This is a genomic window from Methylobacterium sp. E-016, from assembly GCF_022829745.1.
GTDB lineage: Bacteria > Pseudomonadota > Alphaproteobacteria > Rhizobiales > Beijerinckiaceae > Methylobacterium.
The window spans coordinates 36,897-50,338 of sequence record NZ_JAKSYF010000025.1 but is presented as its reverse complement, the minus strand read 5'-3'; the positions used below and the strand labels follow the sequence as shown (position 1 = coordinate 50,338).

Here is a 13,442-nt window from a genome sequence, read left to right as displayed (position 1 = left end):
TGCAGCGGAGGCGGACGTGGAGAGCGACGCTGCGCCGAGCGCGGCGAACAGGGCGGCGGCAATGATGGATGAGCGCAAGATGGTTCTCCTCGCATGCCGCCAGAAGCGACAGCCTTCTCCCGTCGGTCGACCGGAGAATGGGAGAACCAAGCTCAAGCTCGTTTCGATCCGTTCGATCGTGTACCCGTAAGCGCGTGGAATGCGCAGCCGGGCACCTCGGATATTCCTCCGGTCCAAAAGGCCGATCGGCGACGCTTCACCGACACCATGGCGCTGCTCCACACCAGCGCATAGGCGTGGGCGGTATCGAGCCCGTTGTGATGGGATCTCCGTCTCCCACCCGCCTCGCCACCTGATCCGGGGGCCGGTTGATCTGCATCAGCATGACGGCCGCAAAGCAGCAGAGGGCCAGCGACGTGATCCAGAGAAGGGCTCGTGCGGTCCGCTTGGTACGCTTCGACATGCCCGCGAAGGTGTCGGCCGGCGGTTAGCAGGCGCTTAATGGAACGCTGGAGGCGAAGCAGGCCGGTCCTCCGATCCGATCACGGCGGATGGGTGCGTCGTTCATCTCACCGGCCACCCGGTCCTGAGCCGGGCTTGCTGGGAAGGTGCCCGTGATCTGTTGCCAGCCGGTCGATCAGCAGAGGCGGCCGGGCCGGCATAGGTCTGCGTACCCGGTGTTGGTATAGTGCCGGCGAACAGGGAAGGCGCTTCCCGGCGCAGGCGGCCCTCTTGAGCCCCTCGGCGATCCGCCGGCTCGATCACGCCTTGAACGCTGTACGCGCCGAGGCCCTATATGTCGGGCATGATCACCTTCACGCCGAACCCGCATACGATACGGATCAACCCGTCCAAGTCGGAGCCAGGACGCTTCGACTGGACGATCATGAAGGATGATTTGGTCGTACGCCAATCGATCCGATCTTTCGGATCACAGGGGGCATCCGAGGCAAGTGCCGATACGGCATTTCGAGAGATAACAGCCCTTTGGCAGACTGCGCGGTAAGTCCAGGACGAGCCGAAAGTACCGATCGGGACGCTCGGTTCACGACGGTACCTGCCGCCTGGACGCCCGCACGGTGGCGGCGACCGCTTTTGTTTGTCGCGACGTGCTCGCGGCACCGCGCAACGACGACCTCATGCGCGCCGCCCCACCATCGGCGTGCCGGCGGCCCCGATGCCCGCCAGGATCTTGCTCAATCTCAGCTGAAATCCTCAGGATCCTTTGGAGTTATTTTCTCTGTACCCGATTGCCTCCGCGAGGCGTTGTCCCTTCAGAACCAGCAAAATGAGGCGATCATGCGAGAAATCGCGCTGCCGTCCATGCCGGTGTACGTCGGTCTATGTCTTATGATCCTGGGAATGGAAGCGGAGCACTTGGCCTGTCGCCGATGGCGCATGGCACAGCATTCCAAGGAACTCGATATCCGGGTGGTGCTGGGCTTCAGCCTACCCCTGGCAGGGTTCCTCCTGATGTGGCTCGGACGTGCCTGATCTGAACTCGCTGCCGGATCACGGGATCGAACATGCAAGGAGCGTTTTATGCCTCAGCAACCGAGCCTCGCGGATCAGCGATCTCACAGGGCTGACGATGCCGGGCGTTCCCCTGCAGCCGAAACGGATGCCGAAGCCGACGATACGTTGGCGCAAGCCCGTATCGAAAAACATCGTGAAGCCGCCAACCACGTTCGCATGACGGTCACCGGCAACGCTGCAAACGCCGAGAAGGGCGACAGCGGAAAGGACGATCAGTGAGGCATGCGCTTGAAGGCCCGAGATCAAGCGTTCACCGGTCGTCGAAGCCAAAGCCTGCAAGTTGATGGCCACGGCTGCCAGGATCGAGGGCGGGAACATCCAGCGTCACGCCGTCCCGACATCGTGGCCTATGGAAGACCAAAGCGCTTCCAGGAGCTTCGACCGCTGGTCGGAAAAGCCGGAATTCATTTCGGTGATCCGGAGGATCGCCTCGTCGACCGCATCCAGTCCTCCGATGGCGTGAATGCTTTCACCGATTGTGCGAAGCTGCGCCGCGATCGTCGCCGAGGCCGACTCATTCAAGAACGGTGTGTGGCCCACTTCGGTATCGTCGAAGCGGTTCCACTCGATCTGTCGCAGAAGGGCATCGACAGCGCAGTCCTGATTGGTCGCGATGTGGTCCTGCTCCTGAATTGCCTGAGGCCTTCGACCGAAATTGTAGGGCTTTGGAGCGACCCTCCCCGCTCTTAAGGATCAGATGAATGGACGTCGTTCTCACACCGACAGGGCCGGCCGGCAAGGCATGGGATCTCAAAGATCGGCTGGGACGGAGCCTCGGCAAGATCACAAGGCCGAAGGATACCGACGATTTCCAGATCCAGCCGGATGAGGCGGGCCTTCTCGTGACTGTGAAACGCGCGCACGCCTCCCTCGACGCCGCGATGTCGGCCATCGCAAGCGTCGCCAATGGCGCGTGCACGCTGGACAGCCAGGATTGGGGTTAGGGCTCAAAGCGCGAGATACGCATGTTCGAGCCATGAGACGCGAAACATTTGAATGCGGCTCGGCTCGGCGCGGCCGTTCGTTCCGTCCCTTCGGCCAGCCTCGTTCCTGCTGGCGAGCTGATCCTGACGGTGACTTTCGTCCGGCTCCGCGCCTTCTCCTCACGGAACCGGCTGCCGGAACCACCTCCGATTTCGGAGATGAACTTCAGACCCGCACGCTCGAAGGCTCCTGGCATCGGTCGGCTCCGCGTTTCGCCCCGTGGACGATCTGCTGAGGCAGCGAAGGAAGCGGAAGGTCGTGCTCGTCCAGCAGGAAGGCTGCGCTGAGTAGCGCCCGGATATGTTGCTCGGGACTGGCCGACTCATGATCTGCGCGTCCAGCACCTGATCGGCGAGGAGGCCGGCAAGGCGGGAGACCTCGGACAGGCGTTCCCAGGGCTGCCGTCGTCGTCTCGACCGAAAGCGCCGAGCGCTTCGCCGCCACCGTCGCCCCGCCGGTCAACCGCGACGGCACCTTCGACCGCTCCGCCATCAAGCGCGCCGCGATCCGTTCGGCTCAGGCCCGCATGGAAGTGACTGGCGACGCCTGGGGCATGTGCATGTCCTATGCGCTCGCGGGCGCCCGGGCCGCCGCCAAGGTCCTCCCGCGCCGACCGTGCGCATCGAGGTCGGACCGATGGCCTCCGACCGGATCCGCTCCCTCGCCGTCCGCCTGCTGCACGCCCGGCAGGATCACGCGGTCTGCCTCCGCCTTGGTGCCTCCTACCGGCACCGGATCCGCGGCCGGCGAGACCGATCAGCGCGGGGCCCATGCCTGGGCGCTCGGCCTTGCCCGCCGCTGACGCCTCGTCGCTGCCGAACGGAGCGAGACGCGCTGATGGCCGACCTCGCCCGCCGCACCGTTTCTCGGTGCCTTCCTGGCTCTCGTAGCCGCACGGATGCCTGCCATCGCCTCTGACGGCGTGCTGCCGGTCGCGGCGGCCGAGCGCGCGGTGATCCCGTTCGCGCCTCTCCCTTGGGGCGGCCGGGGCAACAGTCTGGCTGCCGCTGGCGCGGCTTGAGGTCATGGCGGGACGGTAAGGCAGGCGCGTTGGCGCTTCGCTCAGCGGCACAGCGGCAGCCCAGCATCAGGCAGGCAGGGGCCGCCGACAATCGGGCAGCCCCCCATGCTCTCGAACGTGGTCTGCCGCGCGAGTCGCTGCGGAGCGACACTGGCGAATGTGGCTCCCGCCGAGAGGCAGATCAGGCTGAGAGCGAACATCGTGCTCTCACCGCTTCCTCGGCGCACCGGACACGGGCAGGACCATCGACCCGGCACGAAGCCGCCCGGCATCGATGTGTCGAGACCGCCAAGATCGCATCCCTCATCTGAGGGATGCGATCTTGGCTCTCGTGCCGGCGTCAGCCGAATGGCCGTATCGCGCCTCAGCGCTTGCCGTCGTGATCACCATCGCGCATCGCGCCAGTTGGCTCCTGGACATGAGCTTCGAGGAACCAGAGCTGCTTATCGACGCCGCGCGAGACCTCAGTGAAGAGGTCCGCCGTGCCGGCATCGCCCGCCTCGTCGGTGTCGTCGATGTTTTGGCGGACGGCGTTCGCATAGACCGCATAGCGATCGATCAGCGCCGCAAGATGGTCTGCGATCCGATAGGCGTCGAGCGGATACGGTGCGAGCTGCGAGCCAGCGGCCACCGCGGTCGCCGTGCCCCGCGCCGTGCCGCCGAGCTGCGTGATGCGCTCGGCAACCTTGTCGTTGTAATCGTCGAGTTCGGTACGGAACCCATCCAGCATCAGGTGGATGCCGATGAACTGCGGACCCTTCAGGTTCCAGTGGGCCTGCTTGACCGCCAGCGCCAAGTCGATGCCGTCCGCGAGCCGGGCGTTGAGCGCGTCGGTCGAGACCTGCTTCGCGTTGGACTTGGTGCCGTTCTGGGTCTCGTGGAGGCGCTGCCCCTGGGAGGCGTTCGTGTCGGCCATGGTAGGTCCCTTCAAGTTTCAGCAACAGCCGGAAGGCGCTCTGCAGCAGCCTAGGCGACAGCGTCTGGGATGCGCGCGATGAGCGCTCGCTCCCTTCAAGACCGCCATCGGGCGCCGGTTCCTCTGCAACGATCGAACGACGGTGCTGGGCACCATGGGTGGCTAGAATTGCCGCGCTGCTCGGCAAGCAGGAGCCGGATGAAGAGGCCGAGCCTCGGGCGATCCTCGTGGGGCGACTTCAAGGCGAATGCGGGCTAAAGGCTTCAGGCAGGCGCCGATGCGATTGCACGGCGCCTCAGCTGGCGGGCACAGGCTCGCCATCCCCCACCCTTACGGAGACCGGATTGAAAGAGCCCGAGCAAGGCAGTCCTGAAGCCATCTACGTCTCAGCCATGGTCGGAGAGATGATGCGTCGCGTCCTCGATGACGCCCTTCTCGACCTCGCCAAAGCGAAAGGGCCGAGCTACCTTGACACATTCCTTGAACGTGAACTCGCACGTTACAGCGACCTGTTCCGCGAGCGGGTGGACGACAGGCCCGAGACCACGGATACGTTGCGAGCTTGGTTCCTCGTGGATGGACAGACAGCCCTACGGGAAGTTGTCGCTCGCGCTATGACCGCTGCGAACCGCGAGTAGCCAGTCTGAGATAGCGCCGCAGCCGATGCCGGATAGGGCGCACTCGGGAAGCGGGTTCCCATGAGGCTGGACCTGCTACAGCAGCTCCCGGCGCCTCACTCCGAAACGTCCCCCGGATGATTTCGCTTCACCGCTGCATGGGTCTTGCTTGCAAGGCTCCACCTCGCTGCGCTGGATCACCATGCTCGACCGCCGCTCATTGATCCTCGCTGCCGGCGCGAGCGCGATCGCGACCAGCGTTTGCGCTCAGCCACGGTCCGAACGCTTGCGGCTTTGGCCCAGCGCCCCACCGGGTGGGGGCGGCCCGATGGGGACCCAACAGGCCGAGATCGATGGGGCCGCCTTCAACATATCCGAGCCCCTGCTGGACATCTTCATTCCGCCCAAGCCGAACGGTGCCGCGGCACTCGTCGTCGGCGGCGGCGGTTATCGACGCATCGGCCTGGTCAAGGAGGCCTATCCGGCCGCAGGCTGGCTGACCGACATCGGGGTGACGGCCTTCGTCCTCACCTACCGCCTACCCAACGAGGGCTGGGCCGACGGCACCTTGGTTCCCCTGCAGGACGCGCAACGGGCCATGCGGACGATGCGCTCGCGGGCGGAGGCGATGGGGCTCGACCGGCAGCGGATGGGGGTCGTCGGCTTCTCGGCGGGCGGACATCTCGCCGGCACGCTCGCGATGCGTGCCGGCCTACGCACCTACGCGCCGGTGGACGAGATCGATCGGCAGTTGGCCCGTCCCGACTTCGCGGCCCTGATCTATCCGGTCGTCACGCTGGAGCCGCCTTACGACAACACGGGCACCCGGCGGAACCTCGTCGGCGAGCAGCCGAAGCCCGAAGCGCGGACCGCCTGGTCGCTCCAGACACAGTTGCGTCCGGGCTGCCCGCCGCTCTTCCTCGTGCAGACCGACGACGATCCCGTGATCAGTCCGGAGAACAGCCGCATCCTCGACACGGCCTGTCGGCACATGAGCGTCCCGGTCGAGTTCCACCGCTTCAGCAAGGGCGGCCATGGTTTCGGCATTGGGGAGCCGGGCACGCCCGCAAGTGTCTGGCCCACCCTGTGTCATGCGTGGCTCCAGACCCTCGACATGCTGGGTTGAAGGCTGAACGTCGCTTCCGGTGCGCTGATCTCATCCAGATCAGGGGATCATCCGGGCACCGCGATCCGCGAATGGTCGTCGGCTGCATCGGCCGGGCGAACGCGCTCAAGGGGCCCTGGGGGAGCGGGTTTCTGTGACGCACCATGGTTTACTGGGACGCTCGGAACCCGCCTTGACCGTTCCGGTTGCAATGCCGTGCCCGACACCGCTTACCTGCCCCGCATATCCGCGTTTCTCAAGGCCGCAGGACCCGGTCTTGTCGTGATGCTCGCCGACACCGATGTCGGGAGCCTGATCACCGCCGCGCAGAGCGGAGCGCGTTGGGGCTATTCCCTGCTTCTGCTGCAACTCCTGCTCGTGCCGATCCTCTACATCGTTCAGGAACTCACCGTCCGCCTCGGCACGGCGACAGGCCGTGGTCACGGCGCGCTAATCCGAGAGCATTTCGGACCCGCTTGGGCCTGGATTTCATTTGGCGGTCTCGTCGTGGCCGGTATCGGAGCCATCGTCACCGAGTTCTCGGGGATCGCCGGCATCGGTGACCTTTTCGGTGTGCCGCGGATCGTCAGCCTTGGTTTACCGGTGGCGATCCTGCTGTGGCTGGTGTTCACCGGGGGCTACCGGCGTGTCGAGGTGGTAGCCATCGCCGTCGGCTTGTTCGAACTCGTGTTCATCGGACTCGCTATTGCGGCCAAACCTGACCCAGGCGAAATCCTGGCCTCGTTCGCGCACATACCGCTAAACGACGGCGGCTTCCGGGTTCTCATCGCAGCCAATATCGGCGCAGTCATCATGCCATGGATGATCTTCTACCAGCAGTCGGCGATCGTCGATAAGGGCCTTGGCTGGCAACACGCACGCGACTCGCGCCTGGATACCCTCGTCGGTGCGATCATCTCGCAATGCGTGATGGGGGCGATCCTGATCGCGGCGGCCGCCACCATCGGGAAGGGCGGCCGCGGAACAGCCCAAGGGCTCGATACGGTCGGCCAACTAGCAGATGCCTTCACACCGGCGCTGGGCCCATGGCTCGGACACGTCGCCTTTGGGGTCGGCATCATCGCAGCGGCGTTCGTGGCACTCAACGTCGTCGCACTGTCGCTCGCGTGGGGCTTCGGCGACCTGACGGGCCGGGCGCACTCCCTCACCCTGTCGCCGCGTCAGGCACCAGTTTTCTACGGCGCCTTCACTTTAGTTGTGGTCGCCGGTGCGATCGGAGTGCAGCTCGTACCGAACCTTGTAGCGCTCAACGTCGCCGTAGAAGTGATGAACGCGCTCCTGCTGCCGCTGGCCCTCGGCTTCCTCATCCTGCTCGCCACCCGTGCCCTGCCGCCAGACCGGCGGGTCGAGGGCACCTACAAATGGGTGGTCTACGTCGTATCCGGCCTCACGATCGCCTTCGCGATGGTTGGTGTCCTCGATGGGGTTGGGCTGCTCTAAGGCGGTTGCAACCCGATCTCGACGCGGAGTCAGGGCCGCGCCGTCCACTCGTCCGCCGTCAGTTCCGGGCCGGTGACGCAGAGCATGCCGTTCGTGACGATGCCGAAGCCATCGGCGATCCACGCCTGCCAGTCCTCGACGTGGATCGTAGGAGGTGCTTGCCGCGGCGAGATTGCCGGGCCGCGTGGACGGAATGGCGCCGAACGATCGTCCCGCGAATGAGAACGGGGCGCCGGCCCGGGAGCCGGGACTGTTCTCGACACACAATCGCGCGATCGAGAGCACGTTGAGCACCATCCAAGGCGTCGCGGATCCGCCCGGCTCGGATCGGTATGCCAAAGCGGGCTCGCGCCGTGCGGGCGAGGGTTGCGACCTCGGGAGAGGCGGAGCAGGTCAGACGGTTCATGAGCCCAGAAGCGGCGGCACCGGCGGCCGGAATGGCTGCATCGAAAGCCCCTCCTACCATTGCGCCCGTCAGCGCATTCCCCGCCACGTCGCCTGTCCGACACTACGCTCGCCGGATTGCAAGTCGCAACGGGACGCGTCAGGGCCAGCCGTGACCTGACGCCGTTATGGTCTCCGCGCTTTGAACCTGCTGTCGGTCTCGTCGGTCGCCACGGCCTCGGCTGGGATGCGGTACAGCTTCCCGCCCTACTCATGCATTGCCGGCGATGCGGCAGCAGCAGATGGGACATTGGAAAGCGGCGGATCGGACTACAGCGCAGCGGTGAGCGGGGATAACTTTTGAAGCCCGGCAAAAGCTATACCACACCTATTGCGTTCGATCCGACTTCGGATAGAATAGAATTCGTTCCAGTCCATCTAGAATTAAACAACTCAAGCGCGCCCTAAAAGGCGCGCTTTTTTGTTTCTTGCCCCGATTTTTAGACGGTCGGGTTCGGAAAACGACAAACGCCCCAGGAGGTTTCTCCTGGGGCGTTGTTTGATCGACCGACCCATCCAACCGAACCGCGGCTCTGGGCGAGCCGCGGCGGATCCGGCAGGTCCTAGTACGAGCCGAACTTGTAGTTCAGGCCGGCGCGCACGACAGCGAACTCGGTGCTGTTGTTGCGGTTCAGGCCGCTCTGCACGACGGTCACGCCCGGCGAGGTCAGGGTCACGGTGCCGGTCGAGTTGGAGGCGAAGGCGCCGTTGTTGCGGCCGCCCTGGTCGAGGTTCACGTACAGGCCTTCGACCTTCAGCGTCACGGCCGAGGAGCGGAAGAAGTTCAGGAACGAGTCGGTCGGCAGGGCGTACTCGACGCCGGCGCCGGCGGCCCAGCCGGTCTGGAAGTCGTTGCGGGACACGCCCGAGCCGAAGTCACGGCCGCCGCCGCTGCCGTAGGCGAAGCCGCCGGTGCCGTACACGAGGGTGCGGTCGAAGGCGTAGCCGAGGCGACCGCGCACGGTGCCGAAGTAGTCGAGGCTGGAGAGGCCCGACGGGTTGTAGATCAGGTTGCCGGGCAGGATGCCGCCGCCAGCGACGGTGGCCGACGAGAAGCGGTTGCGGTTCTGGCCGAAGTCGACGTACTGCGCGTCGGCCTCGATGCCGATCACGACGCCCGAGCCCGGGGTGAACTGGTAGTTGTAGCCGACCTGGCCACCGCCGGTGAAGCCGTCGTTGCCGCGGCTGCCGCCGAAGGCGAGCACGCCAGCGCGGTTACCACCGGCCGGGCCGGCGAAGATCGCGTTCTGCGGCGAGACACCGACGACGGTGGCGCCGCGGCGATCGCTGGCATCGAAGCCGTAGCCGGCATTGATACCGAAGTACGCGCCCGTCCAGGTGAACACCGGAACCGGGGTGAACACCGGCGGCGGGGCGCGACGGGGAAGGTCGGCGGCGAAGGCGGAGCCGGCGAGCGCGATGCCGGCGAGGGCGGTGACGCCCCGAAGCATGGATTTCATGGTCTGGTCCTCATTCCATCTGGTGCCGCCGGCCTTTTGGCCCGTCCGGCACCGATTGCCCGTCTTTAAGTCAATGGCTCCAAGGATGCTGTTGCATCACGGTAACGCCGACCGTCCTGAAGACGGCCCCTTTGTGGCGCCCCGCCGTTGTTGCCTTGGTACCTGCCCCGATAAACACACGCGAATGGTCAAGGTTCACTTGCGGCCACGCTTTTTTCGCGTCCCGCCTCTGGACAGATTGTCGCATGCGGTTCCTTCGATGGAACCCGCCTACGGCGTCAGCGCGATCGCCGAGATCAGCCGGCCGTAATCCGCCTCGGCGCGATGCGTGGTCCGGCGGTAGCTGTAGAAGCGGTCCGGGTCGGAATAGGTGCACAGGCCGAGGATGGCGGCTTCTCCGATCTCCGCCTGCTCCAGGCGGGAGAGCACGAAGCCCGGCAGGTCGAACTGTGCATGGTCGGGCCGCGTGCCGGCCGCGAAGAACCGATCCGATCCCGGCGCCTCGTCCCGGAAGCGCGTCATGAAATCCGTGCCCACCTCGTAGGCGCCCTGCGCGATCGTCGGGCCGAGCACCGCGACGATCGCCGAGCGGCGGGCGCCGAGCCCTTCCATCGCGGCGACCGTGGCCTCGACCACGCCGGTCAGCGCGCCCTTCCATCCCGCGTGGGCGGCGCCGACGACGCCGTTCTCGGGATCGGCGAACAGGATCGGGCCGCAATCGGCGGTGGCGATCCCGAGGGCGAGGCCCGGAACCCGCGTCACCATGGCATCGGCCTTCGGGCGCTCCGACGGGACGAACGGCGCCTCGACCACGACGGCCTGCGCGGAATGCACCTGGTAGAGGCTCACCAGCCGATCCGCCGGCAGCCCGAGCTGCGCGCACATCCGCGCACGGTTCTCGGCGACGGCCTCGGGCCTATCCTGCGAGCCGAGCCCGCCGTTGAGGGAGGCGTAGAGCCCGTCGGAAACGCCGCCCTGCCGGGTGAAGAAGGCGTGGCGGACGCCCGAATGCGAGCTGAGTTCCGGCGCTTCGACGAACATGGCGGCTCCTGGCGAGACTTCGCGCCCGCGATGCGGGATCACGTCCGCCCGTCGATAACCGAAGGCGCCGGCGGTGACGATGGCACCCGCGGCGCCCTCAGCCGTGCGCGAATCCCGGCGGCGGCGGAAGGGTCGGCTGGGTGATCGCCATCGCCTTGAACAGGCTTCCCATCCCGCCGGGGGCCGGATCGGTGAGCCGGAGCGACGCGGCCGCGATCGCCTCGGCCTGGGCCGGCGTCGCGCGCGCCTTCAGCCGGGCCGCGCGGGCGGGAAGACCCAGCGCATCGAGGAAGGCGCGCTGATCGACGGGGCCGTGGATCGCCGCCCCCGCCTCGGCGGCCGCGCGCGCCAGGGCCGGAAAGTCGACATGCACGGTGAGGTCGGCCTCGCCCGGCGCGTCGAGCGGCCCGACGAAGCGATGCCCGGCGATCGCCTGGAGGGTGTCGCCGAAGCCCGGCCGGACATGGCCGTAATCGACGACGAGCAAGGCTCCGCCCTGGTCGCGGACGCGTTGCGCCAGGGTTCGCGCCAGCTCGAGGGCGGGGGCGGGCAGGGTCATCAGCGCCCCCTCGGCCGCCGCGGCGGTGATCGCGACCGTCGGGTCGGGCGCGAGGCCGAAGGCGAGGGCGCCGTCCGCGAGGCCGACCAGGCGCTCGCACCAGCCGCGCGCCGTCCGCACGAACTGGCGCACGGGGAGGCAATCGAAGAATTCGTTGGCGACGACGATCGCCGGGCCGGGCGGCACCGAGGCGACGTCCGCGTGCCAGGTCGGCGTCGCCGCCGCGAGCGTCGCCTCCTGCGCCGCCCGCAGCACCGGGCTGGTCTCGACGAGGTGGAGGTCGATCGCCGCCGTCGGCGCCACGGTGCGCAGCGCCCGCAGCGTGTCGGCCATCAGCGTGCCGCGGCCGGGGCCGAGCTCCACCAGGCGCAGCGGGGCCGGCGCCCCCATCGCGGCCCAGACCGAGGCGATCCACACCCCGACGAGCTCGCCGAACATCTGGCTGATCTCGGGCGCGGTGGTGAAGTCGCCCCGCGGGCCGAGCGGGTCGCGGGTGCGGTAGTAGCCGTGCACCGGATGGCCGAGGCAGAGCGCCATGTAGCGGTCGATCCCGATCGGCCCGGTCTCGCGGATCAGGGCGGCGATCTCGGCGCCGAGGGGCGTGGGGCTCACGTCCTCACCGCGCCGTCTCCGTCTGCAGCGCGGCGGCCTCGACGGGATGGCGCGGCCGCGTGACGCCGCGGGCGGCGAGCACGATGAAGACCAGCCCGACCACGGCCATCGGCACGCAGAGCAGCATGCCCATGGTCACGCCGCCGCCGAGCGGCCCGAGATGGTCGCCGAACAGGTAGCCGAGCTGGCGGTCGGGCTCGCGGAACAGCTCGCAGACGGTCCGCGCGACGGCATAGCCAAGCACGAAGATGCCGCCGAGGAGGCCCGGCTTGCGGAAACCGAAGCGGTTCACCGCGAGCGCCATGACGATGAACAGCAGCAGCCCCTCGGTCGCGGCCTCGTAGAGCTGGCTCGGATGGCGGGGCAGCGGGCCGCCGGTGGGGAAGACGACGGCATAGGCGAAGTCGGGCGCGACCCGGCCCCACAGCTCGCCGTTCACGAAGTTGGCGATGCGGCCGAAGAACAGCCCGATCGGCACGACCACGGCGGCCAGATCGAGGAGCGTGTAGCCGCCGAGCTTTCGCGAGCGCGCGAACAGCAGCATCGCCAGGATCGCCCCGAGGAAGCCGCCGTGGAACGACATCCCACCGTTGCGGATCGCCAGGATCTCGATCGGGTCGTCGAGATACATCGGCAGATTGTAGAACAGCACGTAGCCGATGCGCCCGCCGAGGACGACGCCCAGCGCCACCCAGACGATCATGTCGTCGATGTCGGCGGTGGTCGGGCGCCGCACCACGCCCCAGTAGCGGTCGGCCATCACCAGGCGGCGGGCGTAGAACCAGCCGCCGATCAGCCCGGCAATGTAGGCCAGCGCGTACCACTTGATGGTGATCGGCCCGATCGCGACGGCGACCGGATCGATGGCCGGGAAGGGCAGGGCGAAGAGCATCGGGACCTCCCGTGGAAACGCCGGCATTGGACGTGGGCCCCGGGAGGCGTCAAGCCTTGGGCATCGGTCCTTGCTCAGGCCTCGGGCCCGATGGCGAGGAGGCACGGCCTGCCTCCCTAGCGAACCTAGTCGACTTAGCTAAGATCGTGCCGTCTTATAGTTGGGAATGTGCGATGCAGATAACCGTCCATGCGGCCAAGACTCAGCTGTCCAAGCTGATCGAAGCAGCTCTGCGTGGCGAGGAGGTCATCATCGCCCGTGGAAGCGAGCCCGTCGTCCGATTGGTCGCCATCCCGAAGACCACGTTCAAGATCGGTCTTCGGGAAGGTCGCGTGACAGGTCCGGGTCCCGACTTCCTCGAACCGATGGACGCCGACGCGCTCGACCTGTGGGAGGGTGGGCGTTGAGCGGAAGCCTTCTCCTGGACACGCATGCCTGGGCTTGGTCGCTCACCAACGATCGTCGCCTCTCCCTTGCGGCGCGGCAAAGCATATCTGCGGCCGCGACGGTTTATGTGAGCCCGATCACCTTCTTTGAAATCGGTCAGAAGGTGCGCCTCGGCAAATGGCCTGACATGGCCCCCTTCGCCGACAGCCTCGCCGACCTCCTCCTCCAACAAGGCGGCAGAACTTCTGCGCTGACGGGTGAGATCTGCCTCATGGCCGGCACGATGGATTGGTCGCATTGCGACCCGTTCGACCGTCTGCCGGCGGCAACGGCGCCGATCCGCGCGATGCCGCTGATCTCGGCCGATGCCGTCTTCGACGGGCGCGTCACCCGCATCTGGTGAGACG

15 protein-coding genes are annotated in these 13,442 nt (G+C 67.0%); 8 read left to right on the top strand and 7 right to left on the bottom strand.

Translation table 11 applies throughout. The annotated features are described in order from the left end of the window. Both MKK68_RS01660 and MKK68_RS01655 read left to right on the top strand, forming a co-directional pair. The coding region (locus tag MKK68_RS01660) for a hypothetical protein (RefSeq protein WP_244028068.1) at positions 1 to 190 on the top strand (190 nt) is incomplete at its 5' end. A gap of 1,076 nt (positions 191 to 1,266) precedes the next feature. Continuing rightward, complete coding sequence (locus MKK68_RS01655; RefSeq protein WP_147726451.1) at positions 1,267 to 1,494, top strand: hypothetical protein; 228 nt, start codon at positions 1,267 to 1,269, stop codon at positions 1,492 to 1,494. A gap of 18 nt (positions 1,495 to 1,512) precedes the next feature. Here MKK68_RS01655 and MKK68_RS01650 read toward each other — a convergent pair whose 3' ends face one another. Both MKK68_RS01650 and MKK68_RS01645 read right to left on the bottom strand, forming a co-directional pair. Next, positions 1,513 to 1,827 (bottom strand): hypothetical protein, encoded by a 315-nt coding sequence (locus MKK68_RS01650; protein ID WP_244028061.1) that lies wholly within the window; start codon positions 1,825 to 1,827, stop codon positions 1,513 to 1,515. Between the two features lie 33 nt (positions 1,828 to 1,860). Then, complete coding sequence (locus MKK68_RS01645; protein WP_243945457.1) at positions 1,861 to 2,076, bottom strand: hypothetical protein; 216 nt, start codon at positions 2,074 to 2,076, stop codon at positions 1,861 to 1,863. Positions 2,077 to 2,237: 161 nt separating this feature from the next. Between MKK68_RS01645 and MKK68_RS01640 the strand changes: the two genes are divergently transcribed. Next, on the top strand, positions 2,238 to 2,480 hold the full coding sequence (locus tag MKK68_RS01640) for a hypothetical protein (RefSeq protein ID WP_147841696.1): 243 nt from the start codon (positions 2,238 to 2,240) through the stop codon (positions 2,478 to 2,480). A gap of 1,425 nt (positions 2,481 to 3,905) precedes the next feature. On the opposite strand, the gene dps is transcribed toward MKK68_RS01640, so the two are convergent. After that, complete coding sequence (dps, locus tag MKK68_RS01635; protein WP_147726444.1) at positions 3,906 to 4,457, bottom strand: DNA starvation/stationary phase protection protein Dps; 552 nt, start codon at positions 4,455 to 4,457, stop codon at positions 3,906 to 3,908. A 344-nt stretch (positions 4,458 to 4,801) separates the two neighbouring features. On the opposite strand from dps, the gene MKK68_RS01630 reads away from it, so the two are divergent. From MKK68_RS01630 to MKK68_RS01620, 3 genes are all read left to right on the top strand, one after another. Continuing rightward, entirely contained in the window at positions 4,802 to 5,095 is a 294-nt protein-coding gene (locus MKK68_RS01630; RefSeq protein ID WP_244028054.1) for a hypothetical protein, read from the top strand. A 181-nt stretch (positions 5,096 to 5,276) separates the two neighbouring features. Continuing rightward, positions 5,277 to 6,200 carry an alpha/beta hydrolase gene (locus tag MKK68_RS01625; RefSeq protein ID WP_147841697.1) on the top strand — a complete coding sequence of 308 codons (924 nt, stop codon included), beginning with the start codon at positions 5,277 to 5,279 and terminating at the stop codon, positions 6,198 to 6,200. A gap of 195 nt (positions 6,201 to 6,395) precedes the next feature. Beyond that, complete coding sequence (locus MKK68_RS01620; protein ID WP_243932681.1) at positions 6,396 to 7,640, top strand: NRAMP family divalent metal transporter; 1,245 nt, start codon at positions 6,396 to 6,398, stop codon at positions 7,638 to 7,640. 1,007 nt (positions 7,641 to 8,647) lie between these two features. Here the strand turns inward: MKK68_RS01620 and MKK68_RS01615 are convergent. From MKK68_RS01615 to lgt, 4 genes are all read right to left on the bottom strand, one after another. After that, positions 8,648 to 9,544 (bottom strand): outer membrane protein, encoded by an 897-nt coding sequence (locus MKK68_RS01615; protein ID WP_244028040.1) that lies wholly within the window; start codon positions 9,542 to 9,544, stop codon positions 8,648 to 8,650. Positions 9,545 to 9,814: 270 nt separating this feature from the next. Then, the gene (gene pgeF / locus MKK68_RS01610) at positions 9,815 to 10,585 is read right to left on the bottom strand and encodes a peptidoglycan editing factor PgeF (protein WP_244028038.1); all 771 of its coding nucleotides are present in this window, start codon (positions 10,583 to 10,585) and stop codon (positions 9,815 to 9,817) included. A gap of 97 nt (positions 10,586 to 10,682) precedes the next feature. After that, positions 10,683 to 11,756, bottom strand: a complete 1,074-nt coding sequence (locus MKK68_RS01605) for a class I SAM-dependent methyltransferase (RefSeq protein ID WP_147859743.1) — start codon at positions 11,754 to 11,756, stop codon at positions 10,683 to 10,685. A gap of 4 nt (positions 11,757 to 11,760) precedes the next feature. Further along, positions 11,761 to 12,648 carry a prolipoprotein diacylglyceryl transferase gene (gene lgt, locus MKK68_RS01600; protein ID WP_244028036.1) on the bottom strand — a complete coding sequence of 296 codons (888 nt, stop codon included), beginning with the start codon at positions 12,646 to 12,648 and terminating at the stop codon, positions 11,761 to 11,763. A 173-nt stretch (positions 12,649 to 12,821) separates the two neighbouring features. On the opposite strand from lgt, the gene MKK68_RS01595 reads away from it, so the two are divergent. Then, the gene (locus tag MKK68_RS01595) at positions 12,822 to 13,055 is read left to right on the top strand and encodes a type II toxin-antitoxin system Phd/YefM family antitoxin (protein ID WP_244028034.1); all 234 of its coding nucleotides are present in this window, start codon (positions 12,822 to 12,824) and stop codon (positions 13,053 to 13,055) included. Continuing rightward, positions 13,052 to 13,438 carry a type II toxin-antitoxin system VapC family toxin gene (locus MKK68_RS01590; protein ID WP_243988328.1) on the top strand — a complete coding sequence of 129 codons (387 nt, stop codon included), beginning with the start codon at positions 13,052 to 13,054 and terminating at the stop codon, positions 13,436 to 13,438. The genes MKK68_RS01595 and MKK68_RS01590 overlap by 4 nt, the downstream gene beginning before the upstream one ends. Positions 13,439 to 13,442 lie beyond the last annotated feature (4 nt).